The following is a 12,384-nucleotide window of genomic DNA, read 5'->3' on the forward strand; positions in this document are numbered from 1 at the left end:
TGTTACCTGCTCACCGAGACAATGAGGTAAGCAGTTGGCAGTATCAGAGACCCCGGTCCACGGTGATCAGCCGACCGTCGCATCCCCTACGGGCCAGCGGGATCACAAGGAGCTTAGCGCGGCAGCGTTCGAGCGCACCAGGATGCCGATGGTCGTTGCCGACGCAAGACAACCCGAATATCCGATCGTTCTCGCCAACCAGGCATTCCTCGATCTGACAGGTTATGCAGCGGACGAGATCGTCGGTCGTAACTGCAGGTTCCTGCAAGGGACGGGGACCTCGCCTGCTGCAGTGGCCGAAGTCCGTTACGCGTTGACGGCCGGCAAGGGCGTGGATGTAGAGCTTCTGAATTACAAGAAGGACGGGTCTTCGTTTTGGAACCAGCTCCACGTTAGCCCTATCCTCGACGACGACGGAGAAGTCGCTTATTTCTTCGCGTCTCAGATCTACGTGACGAAGTACCGAAAAGTCCAGGCGCTGGAAGCCTCTGAACATCGGCTGCTGATGGAAGTCGACCATCGAGCCAAAAATGTTCTCGCGATCGTCGACAGTATCGTGCGGCTCAGCAACGCTGATAATCCTGCGGCATACGCCTCCGCCGTACAGGAGCGTGTTCAATCGCTGGCGCGGGCGCACGCGCTCCTGTCCGAGAATTCCTGGAAGGCGATCGACATACGAAATGTCATCGAGGCGCAGATCTCACGCTATCCAGGCAGCCACATCACAATGAGTGGACCAGGGTATCTCGTTGTTCCCGAAGCCGTCCAGCCGCTTTCGCTGGTCATCCACGAGCTCGCGGTCAACGCCGTAACCCATGAAGCTCCTGTCACGGCACGGTCACGGACGTCTCGCGATAGCGTGGGAGCCAAGCCCGGAGGACGGTCGCCTCATCTTGATATGGACCGAAAGTGGGGGTGCTCCCAGGCCGCAGGAGCTAATCAAAGGCTTCGGAACCATTATCGTTGGAGCGCTCATCGAAAAACAACTCCGAGGCTCCATTACCCGCGATTGGCGAGACGACAGCCTGGCGTTCACGCTCGAAATACGGCCCAGCTAGGTATCGACCATGGGTACCGGCTCATCAAGCGCGCTGCCGAGGCGTTTTTCAGCATTAAAACGGTGATCTGAGAGGTGAAAGCGCGTGGAAATTGCTCCCACGCACTGTTTCAATGTTATTTGATCGGGGGCGATGTCTTGCCGAGCTTGACCGACGGCTCCCTGCCCCAGACACGCAATTTGCCAAGTTCGGCAACGAAGGTGGAAAGTCCTTCTTCCCCCGGCAGGGAACGAACGCCCTCATCAAGTGAATCGGCAATCCCGGCCTTCTCCAACAGCGGGACTGCTGAGTGATCGTAGCCGATGAATTTGCAGTGCTGGAAGGCGTCCGCCACGAAGTCGCGCGCCGCCGCCTCGTTTACGAGATCCTCTATGCCAGAGGCCGAAGTCAGGATGGCAACAGCATCGAACAAAACCGAGGGACCGCCATCGATCATATGATGTGCCGCTATCAATGTACCGTCAGACGCCGTCACGCCGCCGACCTTCGGCGCGATCAGTTCGAAGACTGCTTTCTCCTTGGTGATGGCGTCGGTCAACCCCTTCAACAGCTTGGCATCCACACCATCGGTGATCAGAATGCCGAGCTTGCGCCCTTCGAAGCGTTTGGGACCGCGTTCGACGATGCTGAGCGCCGGCGACGGTTCTAGATCCTGGCGGGTCGGCATCGCCGCATCGGCCGCCTTGGGCATGGACTTGAAGCCGAGCTTTTGCGCAACCGTGGTTGCCAAAGTTTCATCGATATTTAGGAGATGCGAGACCATGCGCTCGCGGATAACGAGTGCTTCGACCTTGCTCAGTTCGAAGGTCAAAGCAGATGCGATGTGGCGTTGCTCTGCGCCGGTTTGGCTAATGTAGAACTGCCGTGCCTGGCTGTAATGGTCGGCAAAGCTTTCCGGACGCAGGCGTGCCTTGGTGCCCTGTTCCTGGGCCGGAAAATGGCGATAGCCCTGCATCGGCGACTCGCGCGGTCCCTCGTTGCGCGAATTCGGTTGATAATTGGTTCGGCCGACGGGACTGCGCATCGCCATATGGCCGTCCTGCTGGAAGTTGTGCATGGGACACTTCGGGGCATTGATCGGCAGATGGGTGAAGTTCGGACCACCCAGCCGCTTCAGCTGCGTGTCGAGATAGGAGAAGTTGCGGCCCTGCAGCAGTGGATCGTTGCTGAAATCAATGCCCGGCGGCACGTTCTGGGTCATGAACGCTACCTGCTCGGTTTCCGCGAAGAAATTGTCGGGCATGCGATCGAGCACCAGCCGGCCGATTGCGATCGGCGCCAGGACTTCCTCGGGGATGATCTTGGTCGGATCGAGCACGTCGAAGTCGAAACTGTCGGCGAAAGCCTGGTCGAAGAGCTGGACCTGCAGCTCCCATTCAGGGAAATTGCCTGACTGGATTGCGTTCCAAAGGTCACGGCGATGGAAATCCGGATCGGCGCCGTTGATCTTGACTGCTTCGTTCCAGGCAACCGACTGAAGACCGAGCTTTGGTTTCCAATGGAACTTGACGAAGGTGGATTCGTCCCTGGCGTTGACGAATCGGAAGGTGTGGACACCGAAGCCTTCCATGAAGCGAAGCGAGCGCGGGATGGTGCGGTCCGACATGATCCACATGACCATGTTCATGCTTTCCGGCGTCAGGCTGATGAAATCCCAGAAATTGTCGTGCGCTGTCTGCGCCTGCGGGAAAGCCCGATCCGGTTCCTGCTTGGCGGCATGGATCAGGTCGGGGAACTTGATGGCGTCCTGAATGAAGAAGACCGGGATGTTGTTACCGACGAGATCCCAGTTGCCCTCCTGCGTATAGATCTTGACGGCGAAGCCGCGGACGTCGCGGGCCAGATCGGCCGAGCCCTTGTTGCCGGCGACCGTGGAAAAGCGCACGAAGGCGGGCGTCTTCTCGCCCGGACGCTGGAAAACGTCGGCCCTGGTGTATTTCGCCAGCGATTCATAGGTCTCGAAATACCCATGGGCGCCGTAGCCGCGCGCATGCACGACGCGTTCTGGAATGCGCTCGTGGTCGAAGTGAAAGATTTTCTCGCGGAAATGGAAGTCGTCTACAACAAGCGGACCGCGCGGCCCGACACGCAGCGAATTCTGGTCATCGGCCACCGGCCCGCCCTGGGCGGTCGTCAGGACGGGCGTCTCGCCTTCCGCAAACTGGTGAAGTTCTCCTCCAGCGCCGCGCTGGAGCTTCTGGTCATGGATGGTCGCTGTCGCAAGTTTCGGCGCGGACGAGGCGGTAGCTGGTTTCTTGGCCATGGGATGGGCTCCTCAGTGCGGCGGGGTTCGTTCGGGACGCTCAATGCAAAAAGGCCGCCTCGAAAGGCGGCCTGATCATTTACGCGGACAGTTTAACTGGCCTTTTTCATTGCACCCTTGGCGCTGGTCGAACCTTCGCCCTTGGCGTTGGCTGAACTTTCACCGAGTGCCGTCAGCTTCTGGTCAGTGGCGATTTCTTCCTGCAAGGTGGCATCTAGCAGAGCGACGGCTTCCTTCATGCCCAGCTGCTTCGCCCAGGACTTCAGGGTGCCGTAACGGGCGATCTCGTAATGCTCCACGGCCTGAGCCGATGAGATCAGGCCGGCGTCGAGCGCCGCGGTGCCCTTATATTCCTCCATGATCTCCTCGCCCTCGGCGAGGATGCCCTGGATCGCTTCACAGGTCTTGCCGCGAGCCGGCTTGCCGAGGAGTTCGAAGATCTGTTCGAGACGTTCGATCTGCCCCTGGGTTTCGTCGCGGTGCTGCAGGAAACCTGCTTTGCCTTCTTCTGACTGGGCGGCGCGGGCCATCTTCGGCAGAGCCTTCAGGATCTGCTTTTCGGCGAAGTAGATGTCTTTCAGAGTGTCGAGGAAGAGATCGCTCAGGGTCTTTTCAGTGGCCATGGTGGGCTCCGATCACAATTTCGAGAGTGGGGACCCGAATAACACCCATGGCGCGTCGAAGTTCCTTTGGATCCTTCGAACGTATAAGATCGCAGAAGGATTGGCCTGAGGAAGTGCTCCGGGTTAGATGCAGGCGCGCCATTCCACTTTCCATCCTTCCACATATTGTTTTCGCTTCGTGTTACTCCTGAGACTCACTTATGCGGGGCCGACCGCACGCTGGCGCCTTGTGACCTCGCCGGGAATCGAATGTCCGCTGTTGGTAGGCTAGTACGTGGCGACTTCCGCACTGCTCCGGGTTTACTGCATTTTCTCGCCGCCTAGCAGGCATGCTCGGTCTTCGGCCTCCTTGCTTAACCGCTGCGGTCTTCAGAATTTTTCGCCAATGTGGCGGCGTGTGGGTTCCTGCTTGACTATGCGGACATGACATTCCGCCTTTGTCGAAGCCAGGACGAGCGTAACGGCTCAGAAAATCCATTCGGCAACAGGCTTCGAGGAACAATGGTAGGAAGCGGGCGTTCGCAAACATGCATTTCACGCAACCGCGAAACCATTGGGTGTCACCATGCACGACAAAACATCCTTGAACGATCCTCACAAGCTCTATCCCGCGCCGCCTTTTCCCGACCAACCACAGCCTGCGCCCGGTCTCGCTCGCAAAATGGATCCCGTCCCGGATCACGGTGAGCAAAGCTATCGCGGGTCGGCAAGGCTCACTGGCCGCAAGGCGCTCATCACCGGCGGAGATTCCGGTATCGGCCGCGCCGCCGCCATCGCTTTTGCTCGCGAGGGCGCCGATGTCGCCATCGCCTACCTCCCTGACGAAGAAGCCGACGCCAAAGAAGTGATCGGTCTTATCGAAGCCGAGGGGCGCAAGGCCGTTGCGCTCCCGGGCGACATCAAAGACGAAACTTGGTGCCGCGAACTGGTCGAGAAAGCCGTTTCCGGCCTTGGCGGTCTCGATATTCTCGTCATCAATGCCGGCCGGCAGCAATATCGCGAAACGATCGAAGAGTTGTCGACCGAAGATTTCGACAAGACGATGAAGACCAATCTCTATGCGCTACATTGGATCGCTCAAGCCGCTGTGCCCCATATGCCGGCGGGATCTGCCGTGATAACGACCGCCTCCATCCAGGCGTATCAGCCGTCGCCGATCCTGCTCGATTATGCCACGACCAAGGCTGGTATCGTCGCCTACACCAAGGCGCTCGCCAAGCAACTGATCGAGCGCGGCATTCGCTCCAATGTCGTCGCACCCGGACCGGTCTGGACGGTGCTGCAGCCGAGTGGCGGGCAGCCAAACGAGAAGGTGAAGAACTTCGGCAAGGACAGCGATTTCGGTCGTCCCGGCCAGCCGGTCGAGCTGGCTCCGGTCTTCGTCCTGCTTGCGTCGCAGGAGGCCAGCTTCATAAACGGCGAGGTTTATGGTGTCACCGGCGGCAAGGGCGTCGCCTGATCGGACCGACTTCACGGGTTGACCATGTCGCTAGAACCAACTCTGAAACATGTTTCCGCGGGCGTCCTGAATATTGCCTATTACGAGTCAGGTCCCGCGGACGGTGTCCCAACGATCCTACTGCATGGCTTTCCCTATGATGCTCACGCCTATGACGAGGTCGCAGTCGACCTTGCCGCGACAGCTCACCATTGCATCGTGCCTTTTTTGCGTGGTTATGGTCCGACGCGCTTTCTCGCGGCGGAAACGCCGCGTTCGGGGGAGCAGGCGGCGCTGGGCGCCGATCTGCTGGCGTTGATGGACAGCCTGTCGATCGAAAAGGCGATCCTCGGAGGATACGACTGGGGCGGACGTGCTGCCTGCATCGTTGCCGCCTTACGGCCGGAAAGGGTGTTGGGGCTGGTCAGCGCCGGGGCGATCTATAACATCCAGGATATCGCCGGCGCCGCGAATCCGGGTTCGCCGGATCAGGAGGCGCGGGACTGGTACCAGTACTATTTCCATACCGCTCGAGGGCGGAAGGGCCTTGAGCAAAGGCGAAGCGAGATAGCCCGGCTTCTCTGGCAGACATGGTCGCCATCTTGGCATTTCGAAGTGGACGCATTCGAGCAAAGCGCGGCTTCCTTTAATAATCCTGACTTTGTTGACGTGGTGATCCATTCGTACCGGCACCGTTACGGCGTGGTGCCGGGTGATCCCGCTTACGCGGCCCTCGAAGCGCTATTAGCGACGCAGCCGCCGATCTCGGTTCCGACCATCGTGCTGCTCGGTGCAGACGACGGCGTGGATCCTCCGCCCTCACAAGACGAGGAGGCCAAGCATTTCACGGGGCCATACATGCGTCGTGTGCTGCCGCGTGTCGGTCACAACGTGCCACAGGAAGTCCCGACCGTGTTCGCGGGTGCAATGCGCGAACTGCGCGAGATGGGCTAAGGACAGGAGTGGTGCGTTAACTCACTGCATCTTCGCCTCAATCGCCTGACCGACGATCGTAAGCTGCAACCTCGGTTCGCCACCGAGGAAGCTCTCTTCGACAAGCTGCATCTTCTCCAGACGCTCGACAACCCTTTCGGACAGCCGCTTGTCGCCGACCAACCAGCCCCTGCCGGCTTTGCGCTGCCGGCGGAAAAAGGCGATCGCCTCAAGTGCTTCCCGTTGTGCCCGGGTGAGGGTTTTGAGTGTTTCGCTCGTGTTCGGGTGTTCGGGGTGAAGCAAGCGATCATTCCTTCTGGTCGGGACGCCGATCGGCGGCGGGCCAGTCATTAGAGGGCTCATTAATTGAATCTTCCGCTGGGTCGGGATCACGATCATAAGCAAGCAGGCGCTTTGCCAGCACGTCCTGAAGGGTCTCGATCACCACGGCCGTCCCATGTCCCTCGCTGGCGAAGCGGTCAATGACATCGGCCACGAGATCGTCGAGTTGTTTGAACAGTCGTTCCGAGGTGTCAGGATCGTTGGTCATGGACCGCCCCTTTCAAACCGTGGTTCGCCGTTGTTGCCATTCCTTGTAAGGTGCCAGCAACTGACCGGGAAAGCGATCTTCGATCGCGGTCTCGACGAGCGCGATCTTGGAAAACACATCGCTTGTCTCCCGGACATCGACCGCGACGTCCTCGCTCTCCTGTTCGAGCGTTTGCATGAGAGCAAACAGCTCCTCATCCGTCATCATTGAAAGGTTGTCCGCGAAGTCCGCTGCATCGAAATCCTGTCGCTCGGCCATGGCGTTTTGGTTCCTCATGTGCAAACATGCTCTCGGCGATAACGACTTAGTCGTCATCGAGTTCAATCCAGACTGGCGCATGATCGCTGGTGTGCTCCCAGCCGCGGGCGAACTTGTCGACGCCGCAGATCTGCAACCGTTCACGCAGGGAAGGACTGAGCAGGAAATGGTCGATGCGCAGACCGGCATCACGAGCGAAGGCGTTCCGGAAATATTTCCAGAAAGTATAAATCCGCTCGTCGGGATGCAGTGATCGGATAGCATCGGTCCAGCCCATGGCGATGAGCTCGGCATAGGCAGCGCGTACTTCTGGCCGGAACAGGGCGTCGTCCCGCCAGCGTTCCGGCGCGTAGACATCGAGATCCGTCGGCATGACGTTGAAATCGCCGACAAGGGCGACCGGCACCTCGAGTTCGAACAGCTCGGCAGCATAGGCGTGCAGCCGCTCGAACCAGCGAAGCTTGTAATCGAATTTCGGGCCAGGCGCTGGGTTGCCATTCGGGAGGTACAGGCACCCGATCACCATTCCGTCGATCGCCGCTTCGATGTAGCGACTGTGGCTGTCGTCGGGATCGCCGGGAAGCCCGCGACGTGTCTCGCGCGGCTCTTGATCGCGGGTGAGGATGGCCACGCCGTTCCAGGCTTTCTGGCCGTGCCAGATAGCACCGTACCCGGCGCGCTCGATCTCGCGGCGAGGAAACTTCTCGTCCGGCGCCTTCAACTCCTGCAGGCAGACGACGTCAGGCTTTGCCTCGGCAAGCCAGCGCAGCAGCACCTCGAGGCGGCCATTGATGCCATTGACGTTGTAGGTGGCTAGCTTCACCGCTTTTTACCGGCGCTTGTGATCGCCCTTGTCGCCCTGGCCGAGTTTCGCATCATGCTTGGCGTCATGCCGAGCATCGTCCGATAGTGACCGCGAAACGTCGACGCTTTCCTTGAACTTACCCTCTTCATCGCGGCGGACGTAACGTTTGTCGGTACCGGTATCGATCAGTTCGCGCTTAGTCATGGCAGGGCTCCTTTGTGGTTGCTGCTGGAACAAACGCGCGTCTTCACCAAAAGATGCATGTGAATCAGGACTCTAGGGAAGACTCTCAAAACGGGTGCGACCGAGGAGCTAAGTCATTGAAAAATGATTCGTTTCGACTCGGAACAATTACATGTCGATTCGCTTGAATCGCATTGGTTGTGTCAGGAGCCTGCGTCATGGTTGCCCCGCGTGCGAATTGGAAGGGTTTCATCAAGTTCGGAGAGGTCGCCTGTCCGGTGGCGCTCTACACAGCGGCATCCTCGTCGGAACGCATCGCCTTCAACACGCTCAATCGCAAGACCGGCAATCGGGTGAAACGCGAGTTCGTCGACAGCGAGACGGGCGATCCCGTCGAGCGCGACGACCAAGTCAAAGGCTACGAGATCGAAAACGGCCAGTACATCATTTTCGAGCCGGACGAAGTCGCGGCTGCCGTCCCCGACAGCGACAAGACGCTGAAGATCGATGCCTTCATCCCCTGCCACGAGATCGATGACGTCTATTTCGACAAGCCGTATTACCTGGCGCCGGACAAGATGGGCACCGATGCCTTCGTGCTGCTCCGCGACGGCATGAAGAAGGCCAAGGTCGCTGCGATCGCGCGCACAGTACTCTTTCGCCGCATGCGCACAGTGTTGATCCGGCCGCACGGCAAAGGTCTGATCGCCACGACGCTCAACTTCGATTATGAAGTTCGCTCCTCTCAGGAGGCCTTCGAGGAACTGCCCGACCTCAAGATCGAAGGCGAAATGCTGGAGCTTGCCCAGCATATCATTGGCACCAAGACGGGAAGCTTCGATGCCAGCACCTTCGATGACCGCTATGAGGCCGCCGTCGCGGAATTAGTGAAGGCCAAGATCGAGGGTCGGTCGCTTCCCAAGAAAAAGGCGCCGGCGGTTTCCAAACAGAGCGATCTGCTCCAGGCCCTGCGCGAGAGCGCCGGTATCGGCGGCAAGGTGGGATCGAAGCCCACAGCCGCCAACGTCAACAAGGGTGCTGGCCGGCAGAAGGCGACAAAGCCTGCTGCCGCGGCCAAGGCGAAACAGGCCGTTGCGCCAACCCGCCGCGCCGGCTGATCGGAGGATACCATGGCTGTCCGTCCCTACTGGAAAGGCTATCTCAAGCTATCGCTGGTCACCTGCCCGGTGCAGATGATGCCGGCGACCTCCGAAAACGAGAAGGTTCGCTTCCATACCCTCAATCGGGAAACTCAAAATCGCGTGGTCAGCCATTACGTGGATTCCGTGACCGGCAAAGAGGTCAAGGACGAGGACGAAGTCAAGGGCTACCAGCGCGGCGAGAACGACTATGTCATGCTGGAAGAACAGGAGCTCGAAAACGTCGCTCTCGACAGCACCAAGACCATCGATATTTCCACCTTCACACCGAGAGACAGCATCGAGTGGATTTGGCTGGACATTCCCTATTATTTGTCCCCGAATGATCCGGTTGGTCAGGAGGCGTTCTCGGTCATTCGCGATGCAATGGAGTCCCAGGACATGGTGGGCATCTCCCGGCTGGTCATCACCCGCCGGGAGCGCGCCGTCATGCTGGAGCCACGCGGCAAGGGTATCGTTCTCTGGACGCTACGTTATGGGGATGAAGTCCGTGACGAGGACACCTATTTTGGAGGGATCGGTGATGAGACGGCAGACAGCGAGATGATGCCCTTGGTGCAGCAGTTGATCAAAAAGCAGACCCAGCATTGGAATCCGAAGATGGTGATCGATCCGGTGCAGGATCGGTTGCTCGATATCATTGCCGATAAGAAGAAGGCGCTGAAGAAGCCATCGAAGGCCAAGGCGAAAGCACCGGCCTCGGCGCCCGCCCCGAGTAACGTCATCAACATCATGGATGCCTTGAAGAAGTCGGTCGCCGCTGAAGCCCGGACGGGCAAATGAAAAGACCCTCCAAGCCCCTCCTGCAGGACGACAGTCTTTCCGCCAAATCGCAGCCGCGTCGAAAGCGCGATCCGGCGCAGCCGAACCTTCCCTTCGATCCGATGCCCGATCGGGTTGAGCCATGCCTGGCCTTGCTAAAGGCAGCTCCACCGGTCGGACCGGATTGGGTCTACGAGATAAAGTGGGACGGGTACCGTCTGGCGATCCACATCGAGCCGAAGGGCGTGCGGATCATCACGCGGGGCGGCCATGACTGGACACATCGCTTTCCCGCGATTGCGGCAGCTGCCAAAGAGCTCGGGGTTGGAACCGCGATTCTCGATGGAGAAGCCGTCGTGCTCAATGCGCAAGGCCGCTCCGACTTCGGCGCCCTTCAGCGATCGCTCGGCGGACGTGGCGGTAAACGAACCTCTACCGAGTCCGTTCTCTTTGCTTTCGATCTCCTGTATTTCGACGGACATGATCTGACGAAGACCGAACTCTCTGTCCGCCGGCATCTCCTGACAGATCTGCTCGACGGAGCCGTTGGCGCGATACAGCTTTCCGAGGAGGTGCAGGGTGACGGCGCCGAGCTCCTGGAGAACGCTCGCTCGCTTGGGTTGGAGGGCATCATCGCCAAGCACCGGGATCGTCCCTACCGCTCGGGCAGGACCGGCGACTGGCTGAAGATCAAATGTATTCAGAGTGAAAGCTTCATGATCGTCGGCTACGAACAGTCAGCCGTTGCACGCGGCGGGATCGGCAGCCTCCTGCTGGCTGCCCGGCGCGGCCATGATTGGATCTATGTCGGTGCCGTCGGCACAGGCTTCAAGGAAAAGGACGCCACCTATTTGAAGAAGACGCTCGACATGCTGAAAACGAGGACGCCGGTCGTTCCGCTGAAAGGCAAGAACTATGTCTTCGCGCAGCCGACGCTGATCGCCGAGATCGAATTCCGCGGCTGGACCGACGACGGCAACCTTCGGCATGCGTCCTACAAGGGCTTGCGCGAGGTCCAGGATAATGCCGCAGTCCATGAGCTTGATTGAGCCAGTGTTGGTGACGAAAAAAGTGCCGAATTTTTTCTCTGTCCGCTCTTGAATCGCAAATTCTCCAAAACCAAATCTTTTGCCGCCAGCCGCTGATGACAGGGCTGGCCTTGCTGGGAGCGTCGCTTTCGGCGCTTCTGTACCCATGTTGCTTCAAGGAGGATATGGCTATGGCAACATCTTACGACTATGCACCTCTCTTCCGCTCGAGCGTCGGCTTCGACCGGGTCTTCAACCTTCTGGAAAATGCCCAGCGCGCCCGCTCGTTCAGTGACTGGCCGCCCTATGACATCGTCAAGACGGGCGATGATACCTACCGGATCTCTATCGCTGTGGCAGGCTTTGCCCAAGACGATCTCGACATCACCTTCCAGTCCAACCTTCTGACCGTCACGGGCAAGAAGCAGGAGGCGGCTGCTGACGGCTATCTGCATCGCGGTATTGCCGGCCGTCCATTCGAACACCGGTTCGAACTTGCCGACCATGTCCGGGTAAACGGAGCGGACCTGAGCAACGGTCTACTGTCGATTGATCTGGTTCGCGAGATCCCGGAGGCACTAAAGCCGCGAAAAATTACCATCGAAAGCGCCCCAGCTTTGGCATCTGCACCTCCGGCACAGATCGAAGCGCAGCAGGCGGCTTAATCGACACTTTCCCTCAACAGGGGCGCCGTCGCGACGGCGCCCATCGACATTCCGGGTTGGGAAGGAGAGAACGATGAAACCCGATATGTTCAGACAGCCAGTTTCCATTCTAGTCGGCCTCGGCTTTCCGGCAGAGGTTCGCGGCGTGATGGACGCCTACCGGCATCTTTCAGAGTGGCCGGCCTCAAGCCGGGACACCGCGCATTCGATCGCGCTCAAGGCATGCAGTGCCGCGCTGCGCGGCGAGATCGAAGCGGAAACCGCGCGGGGCTTGTTCGCAGCTTTTGCCGCAAAGCATGATCTGCTTGCGCCTGAAACCAATGTGATCGCCGCAACGCGCTTGCGGCGAGACAAAGATCCTCATGTGCAGTGAGGTTGTGGGATGATGCACGATTTGCTCCAGCAGGCCACCAACAATGCGATGGCGATGGGACCGACGGTCCTGCTTCAGGGCATGCAGCTTCGGCGACCGATCGACGTAGTGAGAGTGCGTGCTCTTTCAGTTGACGATAAGCGTGCGGTCCTCGCCGCTTGGGCTTCGGACTTTTACGCCGTCGATTCCAAGCCTGCCCTTCGTCAGCTACCGGGAACAACTCCAGTCTCGATCGATGAGGTGCAGGCTGCGCTGGAAGAGCTCGATCGGCGCTACGGTTTTTGA

At 59.2% G+C, this 12,384-nt stretch carries 16 protein-coding genes; 9 read left to right on the plus strand and 7 right to left on the minus strand.

Annotated elements, in window-relative coordinates:
- Nucleotides 1–148 precede the first annotated feature (148 nt).
- On the plus strand, nt 149–1,129 hold the full coding sequence (locus tag FHT29_RS26280) for a PAS domain-containing protein (RefSeq protein ID WP_348644893.1): 981 nt from the start codon (nt 149–151) through the stop codon (nt 1,127–1,129).
- Between the two features lie 44 nt (nt 1,130–1,173).
- Here the strand turns inward: FHT29_RS26280 and catE are convergent, their stop codons facing one another.
- Together catE and FHT29_RS26290 are read right to left on the minus strand one after the other, a co-directional pair.
- Complete coding sequence (catE, locus tag FHT29_RS26285) at nt 1,174–3,321, minus strand: catalase C (RefSeq protein ID WP_168600414.1); 2,148 nt, start codon at nt 3,319–3,321, stop codon at nt 1,174–1,176.
- 92 nt (nt 3,322–3,413) lie between these two features.
- Entirely contained in the window at nt 3,414–3,944 is a 531-nt protein-coding gene (locus FHT29_RS26290; RefSeq protein ID WP_113300450.1) for a ferritin-like domain-containing protein, read from the minus strand.
- A gap of 565 nt (nt 3,945–4,509) precedes the next feature.
- Between FHT29_RS26290 and FHT29_RS26295 the strand changes: the two genes are divergently transcribed.
- Both FHT29_RS26295 and FHT29_RS26300 read left to right on the plus strand, forming a co-directional pair.
- Nucleotides 4,510–5,403 (plus strand): SDR family oxidoreductase, encoded by an 894-nt coding sequence (locus FHT29_RS26295; protein ID WP_168600415.1) that lies wholly within the window; start codon nt 4,510–4,512, stop codon nt 5,401–5,403.
- A 24-nt stretch (nt 5,404–5,427) separates the two neighbouring features.
- Complete coding sequence (locus FHT29_RS26300) at nt 5,428–6,336, plus strand: alpha/beta hydrolase (RefSeq protein ID WP_246703127.1); 909 nt, start codon at nt 5,428–5,430, stop codon at nt 6,334–6,336.
- Nucleotides 6,337–6,357: 21 nt separating this feature from the next.
- Here FHT29_RS26300 and FHT29_RS26305 read toward each other — a convergent pair whose 3' ends face one another.
- Genes FHT29_RS26305 through FHT29_RS26325 form a run of 5 tightly spaced genes read right to left on the minus strand, consistent with a single transcriptional unit; the run spans nt 6,358 to nt 8,132 of the window.
- Nucleotides 6,358–6,618 carry a hypothetical protein gene (locus FHT29_RS26305; protein WP_149343781.1) on the minus strand — a complete coding sequence of 87 codons (261 nt, stop codon included), beginning with the start codon at nt 6,616–6,618 and terminating at the stop codon, nt 6,358–6,360.
- Nucleotides 6,619–6,622: 4 nt separating this feature from the next.
- On the minus strand, nt 6,623–6,865 hold the full coding sequence (locus FHT29_RS26310) for a hypothetical protein (RefSeq protein ID WP_210255549.1): 243 nt from the start codon (nt 6,863–6,865) through the stop codon (nt 6,623–6,625).
- 12 nt (nt 6,866–6,877) lie between these two features.
- Nucleotides 6,878–7,141, minus strand: coding sequence for a hypothetical protein (locus FHT29_RS26315; RefSeq protein ID WP_246703128.1), 264 nt, complete (start codon nt 7,139–7,141; stop codon nt 6,878–6,880).
- Nucleotides 7,142–7,169: 28 nt separating this feature from the next.
- Nucleotides 7,170–7,946 carry an exodeoxyribonuclease III gene (gene xth, locus FHT29_RS26320; protein ID WP_168600416.1) on the minus strand — a complete coding sequence of 259 codons (777 nt, stop codon included), beginning with the start codon at nt 7,944–7,946 and terminating at the stop codon, nt 7,170–7,172.
- 6 nt (nt 7,947–7,952) lie between these two features.
- Nucleotides 7,953–8,132 (minus strand): hypothetical protein, encoded by a 180-nt coding sequence (locus FHT29_RS26325; RefSeq protein WP_148182232.1) that lies wholly within the window; start codon nt 8,130–8,132, stop codon nt 7,953–7,955.
- Nucleotides 8,133–8,329: 197 nt separating this feature from the next.
- On the opposite strand from FHT29_RS26325, the gene FHT29_RS26330 reads away from it, so the two are divergent.
- From FHT29_RS26330 to FHT29_RS26355, 6 genes are all read left to right on the plus strand, one after another.
- Complete coding sequence (locus FHT29_RS26330) at nt 8,330–9,229, plus strand: Ku protein (RefSeq protein WP_168600417.1); 900 nt, start codon at nt 8,330–8,332, stop codon at nt 9,227–9,229.
- A 12-nt stretch (nt 9,230–9,241) separates the two neighbouring features.
- Nucleotides 9,242–10,054 (plus strand): Ku protein, encoded by an 813-nt coding sequence (locus tag FHT29_RS26335; RefSeq protein ID WP_168600418.1) that lies wholly within the window; start codon nt 9,242–9,244, stop codon nt 10,052–10,054.
- The gene (gene ligD / locus FHT29_RS26340) at nt 10,051–11,082 is read left to right on the plus strand and encodes a non-homologous end-joining DNA ligase (protein WP_168600419.1); all 1,032 of its coding nucleotides are present in this window, start codon (nt 10,051–10,053) and stop codon (nt 11,080–11,082) included. The genes FHT29_RS26335 and ligD overlap by 4 nt, the downstream gene beginning before the upstream one ends.
- A gap of 170 nt (nt 11,083–11,252) precedes the next feature.
- Complete coding sequence (locus FHT29_RS26345; protein ID WP_113300457.1) at nt 11,253–11,726, plus strand: Hsp20 family protein; 474 nt, start codon at nt 11,253–11,255, stop codon at nt 11,724–11,726.
- A 73-nt stretch (nt 11,727–11,799) separates the two neighbouring features.
- A complete protein-coding gene (locus tag FHT29_RS26350; protein WP_092717979.1) occupies nt 11,800–12,099 on the plus strand; it encodes a DUF982 domain-containing protein in 300 nt (99 codons plus the stop codon).
- 9 nt (nt 12,100–12,108) lie between these two features.
- Entirely contained in the window at nt 12,109–12,384 is a 276-nt protein-coding gene (locus FHT29_RS26355) for a hypothetical protein (protein ID WP_113300458.1), read from the plus strand.

The organism is Rhizobium sp. SG741 (genome assembly GCF_012275435.1).
GTDB classification, from domain to species: Bacteria; Pseudomonadota; Alphaproteobacteria; order Rhizobiales; family Rhizobiaceae; genus Rhizobium; species Rhizobium lusitanum.

Bases quoted from the DNA above. Each gene is read 5' to 3' on its own strand.
- FHT29_RS26350 (WP_092717979.1), top strand. From the start codon at position 11,800: ATGAAACCCGATATGTTCAGACAGCCAGTTTCCATTCTAGTCGGCCTC.
- ligD (WP_168600419.1), top strand. From the start codon at position 10,051: ATGAAAAGACCCTCCAAGCCCCTCCTGCAGGACGACAGTCTTTCCGCC.
- FHT29_RS26315 (WP_246703128.1), bottom strand. From the start codon at position 7,141: ATGAGGAACCAAAACGCCATGGCCGAGCGACAGGATTTCGATGCAGCG.
- FHT29_RS26345 (WP_113300457.1), top strand. From the start codon at position 11,253: ATGGCAACATCTTACGACTATGCACCTCTCTTCCGCTCGAGCGTCGGC.
- FHT29_RS26325 (WP_148182232.1), bottom strand. From the start codon at position 8,132: ATGACTAAGCGCGAACTGATCGATACCGGTACCGACAAACGTTACGTC.
- FHT29_RS26330 (WP_168600417.1), top strand. From the start codon at position 8,330: ATGGTTGCCCCGCGTGCGAATTGGAAGGGTTTCATCAAGTTCGGAGAG.
- FHT29_RS26335 (WP_168600418.1), top strand. From the start codon at position 9,242: ATGGCTGTCCGTCCCTACTGGAAAGGCTATCTCAAGCTATCGCTGGTC.
- FHT29_RS26300 (WP_246703127.1), top strand. From the start codon at position 5,428: ATGTCGCTAGAACCAACTCTGAAACATGTTTCCGCGGGCGTCCTGAAT.
- FHT29_RS26295 (WP_168600415.1), top strand. From the start codon at position 4,510: ATGCACGACAAAACATCCTTGAACGATCCTCACAAGCTCTATCCCGCG.
- FHT29_RS26355 (WP_113300458.1), top strand. From the start codon at position 12,109: ATGATGCACGATTTGCTCCAGCAGGCCACCAACAATGCGATGGCGATG.
- FHT29_RS26280 (WP_348644893.1), top strand. From the start codon at position 149: ATGGTCGTTGCCGACGCAAGACAACCCGAATATCCGATCGTTCTCGCC.
- FHT29_RS26310 (WP_210255549.1), bottom strand. From the start codon at position 6,865: ATGACCAACGATCCTGACACCTCGGAACGACTGTTCAAACAACTCGAC.
- FHT29_RS26290 (WP_113300450.1), bottom strand. From the start codon at position 3,944: ATGGCCACTGAAAAGACCCTGAGCGATCTCTTCCTCGACACTCTGAAA.
- catE (WP_168600414.1), bottom strand. From the start codon at position 3,321: ATGGCCAAGAAACCAGCTACCGCCTCGTCCGCGCCGAAACTTGCGACA.